The following is an 8,668-nucleotide window of genomic DNA, read 5'->3' as shown; positions in this document are numbered from 1 at the left end:
ATGCATATTTCATAATCTTTGACACTTCATCAGTTGTAAGAACTTCAACTAATACTTCTGGCATTTTACTTATTCCACCCATCTCATCATGGCTGAAATCGTCATTTATATTGTCACCAGTAAACACTCTATCCTTTCCTAGTACAGACACTAGAAATTCTATATCCATTGCATCAAGTTTTTTGTAACTCATAAGATTACCTCCCCGATTTTAGATATCATATTTTACACTTTTTAATTATCACCTATGATACTGAAATGTCATCATATCATCTCCTGCAAATTTCTATTAACGAATACAGTATTCGGCTCCTGAGTTTTTAATATTTTCAATCAATTGAGGAACTATTTCATAGATATCTCCTACTATTCCGTAATGAGCTACATTGAATATAGATGCATTTGAATCTTTATTTATTGCAAATATTCGTTCTGAACTATTCATTCCAGCAGTAAACTGAACTGCACCTGAAATTCCAAGAGCTATTATTAATTTTGGTTTAACTGTTCTTCCAGAAAGTCCAATTTGTTTTTTAGCATCAATCCATCCTGCTTCAATTGTTGGCCTTGTTCCAGCTACTTGAGCATTAAGTAAGTCTGCGAGTTCATGTATCATAACTAAGTCTTTCTCTGACTTTAAGGCTCTACCAACTGCAATAATCACCTCTGCATCTGAAATGTTTTCTTCAACTTCTTTTTTAGTAACCTTTAATACCTCAATGTTAGATCTTAATTTTTCCCTATCCATTTCGCAAATTGTAATTTTGCCTTTCTCATCACAATTTTTTTCGGGAGCATTCATAACTTTATACCTTACTGTAGACATTTGTGGTCTTGTATTTGGGCATATAATCTGAGCCATAATATTACCACCAAAAGCTGGTCTTATTTGCACAAGGTCTGTATTTTCTTTCATCTTAAGTATTGTACAATCTGCAGTGAGTCCTGTTCTAAATCTTGCTGCAACTCTAGGTGCAAGGGATCTACCAATAGTTGTTGCACCAACAAGTAATGATGATGGTTTTACCTTATTTACAAAATCTTCAAACGCTGCAGTATAAGGTTCTATTCTAAAATCCTTAAGCTCTTCGTAATCGTATACAAAAACCTCATCAACACCATAATGTAATAACTCTTTTGCTTTCTCTTTTATATTGTGCCCAATGAAAACACAATAAACTGGAAAATTAACAACGGCTGCAAGCTCTCTCGCTTTTCCGATAAGTTCCATTGTTACAGGATGTATAACTCCTTCTACATGATCAACATACACGCCTATACCCTTCCATAAACTCTTATCAACCTGAGCTTCCTTTGTTTCAAGAAATTCCATTACTCCTGTCGGACCTTTTTTGACACAAATCTTACACATTTTACAGCCTGCATTAACTTCTATTTTTCCATGGTTATATTCAATCGCACCAAAGGGACAAACCTTCACTAGTTCTTTAGCAATAGATTCATTTACCTTATCATGATGACAAATTAATTCGCTCATTAGAATTCCACCCTTCTTATGTAAATGTAAATTTATTATACAAATTTTAATTCTTTAAGTTTTGATGCTATTTTTAAACTAAGTTGTGAACCACTACCTGTCCAGGTTTCACGATCATTGTTTACAGCCGGTGGAAATATTCTTTCAACCTGAGTTGGTGATCCATTAAGCCCATATTTTTTTTCATCTTTATCTTCAAAGTCATTTAACGTTATCATTTTAATTTCTCTATCTTTTGTAGCTAATTTCTTTCTATAAGATGGAAGTCTTGGTTGATAAATATCTTTATCTACAGTTAAAAGACAAGGAAATTGAACCTCGGCTACTTCAATAGTATTTGCCATGTCCATTTCTACAACAACAGATTTTTCCTTCAATTCTATTATTTTTAAAACGTTTGCAATATGCGGAATATTTAGGTATTCAGCCATCTCTGGTCCTACCTGTGCAGTATCACCATCAGTTGTTTGCTTTCCACATAATATAAGATCAAATTTACCCATTTTTCTTACCCCTTGGGAAATTGTATAAGATGTAGCTAGAACATCTGCTCCTGCAAACTTTCTATCAGATATTAGTGCACCCTCATCTGCTCCCATCATATACGCTTCGCGAATAACATCCTTTGCTTGTGGGGGTCCCATTGTTATGACTTTAATTAATCCACCCTCTTGTTCCTTAATCTTAAGGGCTGTTTCTAATGCAAATAAATCGAAGGGATTCATTTTAGAATCTACACCATCTCTCTTTAAAACTCCTGTAACTGGATCCACCTCAACATTTGAAGTACCTGGAACTTGTTTTATACAAACTAAAATTTCCATATATTTATTCCTCCTACATTTTGTATAGGGATTTATAATCTTATTCATTCATGGTAGTATGGTCTGACCTTTTATGGATTAATAGTAACACATAATTGGGAATATTTCTATAATTGTTAAGTACTTAACAATCTTTATTTCTTTAAGTTATGACCATCGTTGAAAACGCTTACTTAAGTTAATTAAACTTTAAATAAACGTAAATATTTTTAAATAACTAGATTACTTTGATAATAGTTTCACACTGTTATCGTAATAGATTTGTATTCTTTAACAATATAAATAACTATTTCATCCTAAGTAAAGATAATTATAGTAAATATTAATTTTATCTCAATAATTTAAAAGGCTGTAAAAAATACCGTATTAAGTAAAACAGATATTATCTGTAAATAAAACTATCAGTGTGCATATATACAAATTTAGTGATTAATGTTTGTGCACTTAGATATTGATTGTAATATAAAAAAACATGATAATAGATTTATATTCTTAATCAATTTTCTTGTTTTTACTATTAAAATCGATATATAACAATTTGTGTAAATGCATAAATCACTTATATAAAATTTCAACAACAGTAAAAGCTTAGATTAATATTTAATATTAATTAAATAGTGGTAAATTGTTTTATAAGACTATATTTAAAAACATGTTTTCGGATGAACTTATAGTCTTCATAAGATATTAGTTGCTAAAGGAGTAAATAATGATTTACCTTTGACAAGAGACTACATGCCTAAATATGAAAAAATTTTAACGAGCAGGTGAAAAAATGAAATATTTACGGCAATTAATGATTATTTTAATTCCATATGTTATTGGCACGGTATTACAGATAACATTACATTTACCAATTCCAGGATCGGTTATAGGACTTATTTTACTGTTTTTAGGACTGCAGATAGGAATAATTAAAATTGAAATGATAGAAGAGTTTTGCGAGTTTCTTTTATCAAATATGTCCTTTTTCTTTATTCCTGCTGGGGTAGGTTTAATGACAGCCTTCAGCGTATTAAAAGGGAAATGGATACCATTTATTATTATAGTTGTTTTATCCACATGTTTGGTTTGGATTGTAACAGCTTTCGTAGTTAAAAATTTAAGGAAGGGACGTTAAAATGAATGATTTAATTACTTCGCCGGTTTTTGGCGTAATAACATCTCTCATTGCTTATGAAATTGGAATTTATATAAAGAAAAAATGAAGACTTTCAATATTTAATCCACTATTAATAGCAATTATAATACTAATATTTTTTCTTGAAAAATTCCATATCACATATGCTAACTATAATAACGGAGGGAAAATAATTTCATTCTTCTTATTCCCTGCAACAGTTGCATTAGCTTTACCAATGTACAAAAAGTTTGCTTTATTTAAAGAAAACGCTGTTCCAATACTTGTAGGAATTTTCAGCGGGGCTATTTCAGGTTTTATTTGTGTAGTATTCTTTTCAAAATTATTTCGATTAAACAATTTGCTTACAGAATCTTTAATACCAAAATCAATAACAACACCTATAGGAATCGCAATGTCTAAGCAGCTAGGTGGACTTTCGTCAATTACAGTTGTAGCTATTATAATGACAGGGATTATAGGATCTGTCGTTGGACCATTTTTGCATAAAATCTTTAAAATTAAAGATAAAATTGCTTTAGGCATTGCTATGGGAGCATCTGCTCACGCATTAGGAACAGCAAGGTCTATGGAAATAGGGGAAATTGAGGGTGCAATGAGTGGTCTAACTATGGCTATTTCAGGAATTGTCGCTGTTCTTTTATATCCCTTTTTGTGGAAAATGGTTCTTGAAATATTTAAATAGTTTTTTTAAAATATACTATGAAGATAACAAAATTAAATCAATTCTATAAATGTAATCTATGTTGAATGGATCCTCGTATAATTGATTTTCTTAACATAAAAAATAGCCCCCTTATAGTAAACAGTTTTATTATTTAACGGTCTACCATAAGAGGAGCATATCAAAGTATGACTACCTTTAGTTTATTTTAAATACTATTTTTCACTAGCAAGTTTTTTGTATCCTGCTAATCTTTCTTTAGCATCATTTTCTGTTTTAACAAACAATTCCTCTGCTACTTCTGGGAAAGTTTTAGCAAGTGAAGAATATCTAACTTCGCCCATTAGGTAATCTCTAAATGAAGTAGTTGGTTCTTTAGAGTCGAGTATGAATGGGTTCTTTCCTGCATCCTTAAGATCTGGATTAAATCTGTACATAGCCCAGTATCCTGATTCAACAGCTCTCTTAGTTTCTAATTGTGTACAACCCATTCCAACTTTAAGACCATGATTAATACATGGTGCATAAGCGATTATAAGTGATGGTCCTTTATATGCTTCTGCTTCTTTTATAGCTTTTAATGTTTGTGCTTTGTCAGCACCCATTGCTATTTGAGCAACATAAACATATCCATAAGTCATTGCCATCATACCTAAATCTTTCTTTTTAGTTCTCTTACCAGTAGCGGCAAATTTAGCAACCGCAGCTGTTGGTGTAGATTTTGAAGCCTGACCACCAGTATTTGAATATACTTCAGTATCAAATACAAATACATTTACATCTTCTCCAGATGCAAGTACATGATCTACTCCACCATATCCAATATCATAAGCCCAGCCATCTCCACCAAATATCCATTGAGATTTCTTAACTAAATGATCTCTCTTTGCGAATATTTCTTTTAATGCTTCGTTATTATCTTTTTCAGCATTTAATAATGGTAACATTTTAGCAGTTGCAGCTTTAGAACCTTCTGCATCTTCTTTGTTTTCTATCCATTCATTAATAACTGCTTTTAATGCATCACTTGTTTTCATTGTTAATGCTTCTTTAGCTGATAATTCAACTTTATTTCTTAATTGAGTAGTTCCAAGGAACATACCAAATCCAAATTCAGCATTATCTTCAAATAATGAGTTAGCCCAAGCTGGACCTTGACCACATTTGTTAACTGTATATGGTGAAGCTGGTGAACTTGCTCCCCAGATAGATGTACATCCTGTAGCATTAGCTATTAACATTCTATCTCCGAATAATTGAGTTATAAGTCTAGCATATGGAGTTTCTCCACATCCAGCACAAGCTCCGCTGAATTCCATTAATGGTTGCTCAAATTGGCTTCCCTTAACAGTAGCTGTTCCCATTGGATTTTCTTTTTTAGGTAAGTTTATGTTAAACTTCCAGTTTGGTAATTTAGCTTCCTGCGTTGCATATGGTTTCATGATTAAAGCTTTTTCCTTAGCTGGGCAAACTTCTGCACAATTCCCACACCCACTACAATCTGCATTACTAATACCTATTGAAAAATGTTGACCCTCAAGTCCCTTTCCAATAGCTTTCTTACTTTCGTAAGTTTTTGGAGCATTTTTAAGATCGACCTCATTAGTTAAGAAAGGTCTTATTACAGCATGAGGACATACAAATGCACATTGATTACATTGTATACATTTATCTACTTGCCATTCTGGTACATTAACAGCAATTCCTCTCTTTTCAAAAGCTGCTGTTCCTGGCATTAATGTTCCATCTTCTAATCCAACAAATGCACTTACAGGTAAAGAATCTCCTTCTTGTCTGTTCATTACATCAGCAATATTTTTAACGAAGTCTGGTCTAGGCTCTAATTCTAATGTTGCATCTTTAACTGTTTTCCAGCTTGCTGGTACATTAACTTTAACAACTGATTGAACGCCTTCATCAATTGCAGCGTTATTCATGTTAATAACCTTTTCGCCTTTTTTACCGTAAGATGTTATAACCGCAGCTTTAAGATACTTAACTGCATCTTCTACTGGTATTATATCTGCTAACTTAAAGAAAGCAGCTTGCATAATCATGTTAACTCTTCCACCAAGACCTATTTTACCTGCTATTCCAACTGCATCAATAATATTGAAGTTAATGTTGTGACTCGCAATATAGTTCTTCATTGTTGATGGTAAATGTTGTTCTAATTCTTCAGCACTCCATATACAATTCAATAAGAATGTACCGCCATCTTTAATTCCTTTTAGAACATCATATTTAGTTACATAAGCTTGGTTACCACAGGCAACATAGTTTGCTGAACTAATTAAGTATGTTGATTTTATTGCTTTCTTACCAAATCTTAGATGAGAAATTGTTACTCCACCTGATTTTTTAGAATCATATGCAAAGTAAGCTTGTGCAAACATATCCGTATGGTTACCTATGATTTTTATAGCACTCTTGTTAGCTCCAACAGTACCATCTGATCCAAGACCCCAGAATTTACATTCTTTAGTTCCCTCTGGCGTTGTTGTAATCTCCTCACCAATTGGGAGTGATTTATTAGTAACATCATCAACTATTCCTATAGTAAATCCGTTTAACGGAGTTTTTGCTTTTAAAGCATCATATACTGCAACGATTTGAGCTGGAGTAGTATTTTTTGATCCAAGTCCATATCTTCCGCCAACAATAACTGGTCTGATTTCTTGATCAAAATAAGTAGTTCTAACATCTTGGTATAAAGGTTCTCCAATTGATCCTGGTTCCTTAGTTCTATCAAGTACTGATATTTTTTTAACTGTAGTTGGTATGTATTTTAAGAAATGGTCTATTGAGAAAGGTCTAAATAAATGTACTTTAAGTACTCCAACTTTTTCTCCCTTAGCATTTAAGTAATCAATAGTTTCTTCAATTGTTTCACAAACCGATCCCATTGCTATTATTATTCTGTCTGCATCAGGTGCACCATAATAATTAAATAAGTGGTAGTCTGTTCCAATTAATGAGTTTATTTTTCCCATATATGTTTCAACTTTTTCTGGGAGTGCATCATAATATGTGTTTGAAGCTTCTCTTCCTTGGAAGTATATGTCTGGATTTTGTGCTGTTCCACGGGTTACTGGATGTTCTGGATTTAATGCTTTATTTCTAAATGTCTCTACTGCTTCTTTGTTTATTAGGCTTCCTAAAGTATCATAGTCCCATGCTTCTATTTTTTGTATTTCATGAGAAGTTCTAAATCCATCAAAGAAGTTTACAAATGGAATTTTTCCTTCAATAGCTGTTAAATGAGCAACTGGTGAAAGATCCATTACTTCTTGTACACTATTAGATGCAAGTAATGCAAAACCTGTCTGCCTTGTTGCCATTACATCTTGATGATCTCCAAAAATATTAAGTGCATGAGTTGTTAACGCTCTAGCTGCAACATGGAATACTCCTGGTAGTAATTCTCCTGCAATTTTGTACATGTTTGGAATCATTAATAATAATCCTTGAGAACATGTAAAAGTTGAAGTTAAAGCTCCTGTTTGAAGCGAACCATGTACTGCTCCTGCAGCTCCTGCTTCTGATTGCATTTCCATAATTTTAACTTTTTGACCAAATACATTTTTTGTTTCTTTAGCTGCAAGTTCATCACAATATTCTGCCATCGTTGATGATGGTGTTATAGGGTAAATTGCTGCAACATCGGTATATGCATAGGCAACATGTGCAGCTGCTGTATTTCCGTCCATAGTTTTCATTTTTCTCATTTAATAAACCTTCTTTCAACGAATTATTTTTTACGTCTAAAACCATTTTAGTTTTTTAATATTTTTTTTCTAAATTATATTACATCTTTCATGGCCTCCTTTATTTAGTTATGTAAATTCGGTTTTTGTAATCGACTACATAAAAACATTGTAGATAGCCAACATCTACTAACGACATTGGCAACATTATGATTTTATTCACAGACTTTTCCCGGGTTTAATATATTGTTAGGATCAAATGCTAATTTTATATTTTTCATAAGACCTACATATACCGGTCCTAATTGTTCTAACATATATGTTTTTTTTGCAAATCCAATACCATGTTCTCCTGATACTAATCCTTTTAATTCTCTTGATTTGCTATACATTGCCTCAAATACTTCTGCGATTTTTTTATCCCATACTTCATCTGTAAGGTCATCCTTTAATACATACACATGTAAGTTACCGTCCCCTGCATGACCAAAACTTCTTATTCTTATATTAAATTCCTTTTGAAGTTCATTAGTATAATTAATAAACTTTGCAACCATGTTTCTTGGAACAACAACGTCACATTCATCCATATAAGTTGTTGTTGCTTTAACTGCTTCAAGAAAAGCTCCTCTTGCAGACCAAACGGCTTCTTTTCTCTCATCTGTATCAGTTATAAATACATCAAGAGCACCTTGCTCAAGACAAATGTTAGCTACGCCTTCGTAAGCTTTTTCTATTTCTTCTATAGTATTACCATCAAATGTCAATAAGAGATATGCATCTGATGAATTATCTGGAAACTTTTTACCAAGAAACTCTTCAGCAGCAAGAATA

General features: G+C 32.4%; 5 protein-coding genes and 2 pseudogenes. 2 read left to right on the top strand and 5 right to left on the bottom strand.

Going from position 1 to position 8,668, the window contains the following annotated elements:
* From KPL37_RS18505 to KPL37_RS18495, 3 genes and pseudogenes are all read right to left on the bottom strand, one after another.
* Window positions 1-193: pseudogene (locus tag KPL37_RS18505) on the bottom strand (2-hydroxy-acid oxidase); the annotation flags it as partial.
* Between the two features lie 96 nt (window positions 194-289).
* The gene (locus KPL37_RS18500) at window positions 290-1,498 is read right to left on the bottom strand and encodes an electron transfer flavoprotein subunit alpha (RefSeq protein ID WP_216151550.1); all 1,209 of its coding nucleotides are present in this window, start codon (window positions 1,496-1,498) and stop codon (window positions 290-292) included.
* Window positions 1,499-1,533: 35 nt separating this feature from the next.
* The gene (locus KPL37_RS18495; RefSeq protein ID WP_216151549.1) at window positions 1,534-2,322 is read right to left on the bottom strand and encodes an electron transfer flavoprotein subunit beta/FixA family protein; all 789 of its coding nucleotides are present in this window, start codon (window positions 2,320-2,322) and stop codon (window positions 1,534-1,536) included.
* Window positions 2,323-3,097: 775 nt separating this feature from the next.
* Here KPL37_RS18495 and KPL37_RS18490 point away from each other — a divergent pair.
* Together KPL37_RS18490 and KPL37_RS18485 are read left to right on the top strand one after the other, a co-directional pair.
* Window positions 3,098-3,442 carry a CidA/LrgA family protein gene (locus KPL37_RS18490; protein ID WP_216151548.1) on the top strand — a complete coding sequence of 115 codons (345 nt, stop codon included), beginning with the start codon at window positions 3,098-3,100 and terminating at the stop codon, window positions 3,440-3,442.
* 1 nt (window position 3,443) lies between these two features.
* Window positions 3,444-4,148 (top strand): annotated as a pseudogene (locus KPL37_RS18485) (LrgB family protein).
* A gap of 194 nt (window positions 4,149-4,342) precedes the next feature.
* Here KPL37_RS18485 and nifJ read toward each other — a convergent pair.
* Window positions 4,343-7,855, bottom strand: a complete 3,513-nt coding sequence (gene nifJ / locus KPL37_RS18480) for a pyruvate:ferredoxin (flavodoxin) oxidoreductase (RefSeq protein WP_216151547.1) — start codon at window positions 7,853-7,855, stop codon at window positions 4,343-4,345.
* A gap of 194 nt (window positions 7,856-8,049) precedes the next feature.
* Window positions 8,050-8,668, bottom strand: a 619-nt coding sequence (locus KPL37_RS18475; protein WP_281418727.1) for an FAD-linked oxidase C-terminal domain-containing protein, incomplete at its 5' end; no start/stop codon positions are given.

The sequence above is a fragment of the Clostridium frigoris genome, from assembly GCF_018861865.1.
Taxonomy (GTDB): domain Bacteria; phylum Bacillota; class Clostridia; order Clostridiales; family Clostridiaceae; genus Clostridium_AD; species Clostridium_AD frigoris.
The sequence above is the reverse complement of the archived record's forward strand: the minus strand, read 5'-3'. Positions and strand labels throughout refer to the sequence as shown.